Raw genomic sequence first — 917 nt, forward strand, 5'->3', positions numbered from 1 at the left:
GTGCACGGTGGGCCGCTCCGCCACGAGTAGCTTGGCCGGCGGAGTTGGGCGGGCGAGCGCAATCGGCCAAGCGGAGAAGGCTGGCACGAACACCTCCGGTGCCGGCGGCTGGTATTTCAGCGATGCATGCGGGCGCACGCCGTTGTAGTGACGGCGCCAGCTTTCGATCAAGACCTGCGCTTCCCTGCGTGTGTAGAAGATCTCGCCGTTGAAGAGTTCGTCGCGAAGCCGTGCGTTGAAGCTTTCGACGTAGCCATTCTCCCCCGGTGAGCCTGGCGTGATGTAGGCCGTCTTTGCTCCGACGCCGGTGATCCAAGCTTGTACGATCTTCGCAACGAACTCCGGGCTGTTATCCGAACGGATATGGCCAGGTACGCCACGCACGATGAACAGATCCGAGAGCACGTCGATGACGACGGTTGCCTTCAGCTTGCGGAAGACTCGGATGGCAAGACATTCGTGCGTGAACGCGCTGCGCGGTCCTTCGGTTCGTCGACCACGTCGAGCATCCGGATCTTGCGTCCATCATGCGTGCGCGCCTCGACGAAGTCGTACGACCACACGTGATTGCGGTGTTCCGGACGAAGAAGGACGCAGGAGCCGTCGTGGTCACAGATCCGCCCCCGCTTGGGCTGTCTGGCTGGGACCTTCAGACCCTCACGCCGCCAATTGCGCTCGACGCGCTTGTCGTTCACGAACCATCCGGCCGCCTTCAGCAGCGCGCTGATCTTGCGGTAGCCATCGCGTCCGTACTTCTCAGCCAACGCCACGAGATCGGCCGTCAGCGCCTCTTCATCATCGCGGCCCCGCGGTACCTTGCGCTGCGTCGAGCGATGCTGTCCGAGCGCCCTGCAGGCACGGCGCTCGGAGACGGTCATCGTCCGCATGATGTGCTCGACACAGGCGCGTCGGCGCGC

At 63.9% G+C, this 917-nt stretch carries 1 pseudogene; it reads right to left on the reverse strand.

Annotated elements, in window-relative coordinates:
* A pseudogene (locus MKK60_RS08200) lies at nt 1-917 on the reverse strand (IS3 family transposase); the annotation flags it as partial.

It is taken from the genome of Methylobacterium sp. J-092 (genome assembly GCF_022829325.1).
GTDB lineage: Bacteria > Pseudomonadota > Alphaproteobacteria > Rhizobiales > Beijerinckiaceae > Methylobacterium.